We start from the raw sequence: 807 nt of genomic DNA on the forward strand, positions 1-807 counted from the left end.
GGTGTTGGTGTTCGGGTTGTCACGCCAGTGGCATTGCCCGGTAGCTAAGTTCGGAATCGATAAGCGCTGAAAGCATCTAAGCGCGAAGCGAGCCTCAAGATGAGTCATCCCTAGACCTTTAAGGTCTCTAAAGGGTTGTTGAAGACTACGACGTAGATAGGTCAGGTGTGTAAGCGCTGCGAGGCGTTGAGCTAACTGATACTAATTGCCCGTGAGGCTTAACCATACAACACCCAAGGGGTTTTAGCGGACTCAAAGTAAGAACATTGAATGTGTAAGAGAAGCTAGTCAGACATTTTCCCAGATTTTCGTTTTTCGCTTAGGCGGGAAACACAACAAAATTTGCTTGGCGACCAYAGCGTTATGGACCCACCTGACTCCATGCCGAACTCAGTAGTGAAACGTAACAGCGCCGATGGTAGTGTGGGGTCTCCCCATGTGAGAGTAGGACATCGCCAGGCTTCAAATTTGAAAGAGAGCCCGTTCTCTGAACGGGCTTTTATTTCGCTCCCACTGATTGTAATGTGAGCGACGTCAAAAAAAGATTTTTACCCTTCATCTTCGGATGAAAAAAGATGAAAGTTTTTTCTTGACTGAATATCAGAATCGCGTAAGATACGCGGCCTGRCTTGCTGAAGCGCACTGCGCTAAGGYATTGAAAGTCAACGTTCTTTAACAATTTGACCTATACAATCTGTGTGGGCACTCGTACTTGATAGACATAAGATTTATCAATGAACTGAGTGACCCAAGATGGTTGAGCTCTTCGGAGTAATGCTATCAACACAGTCAATGCAGTTTTGCCTA

The 807-nt window shown here is 45.9% G+C and carries 2 rRNA genes; both read left to right on the forward strand.

The features are described 5' to 3' along the window. A 23S ribosomal RNA gene (locus tag L4D06_RS25435) occupies positions 1 to 226 on the forward strand; the annotation flags it as partial. A 119-nt stretch (positions 227 to 345) separates the two neighbouring features. Beyond that, positions 346 to 461 (forward strand): 5S ribosomal RNA (gene rrf, locus L4D06_RS25440). Positions 462 to 807 lie beyond the last annotated feature (346 nt).

The organism is Enterovibrio makurazakiensis, assembly GCF_050336585.1.
Classification (GTDB): Bacteria; Pseudomonadota; Gammaproteobacteria; order Enterobacterales; family Vibrionaceae; genus Enterovibrio; species Enterovibrio gelatinilyticus.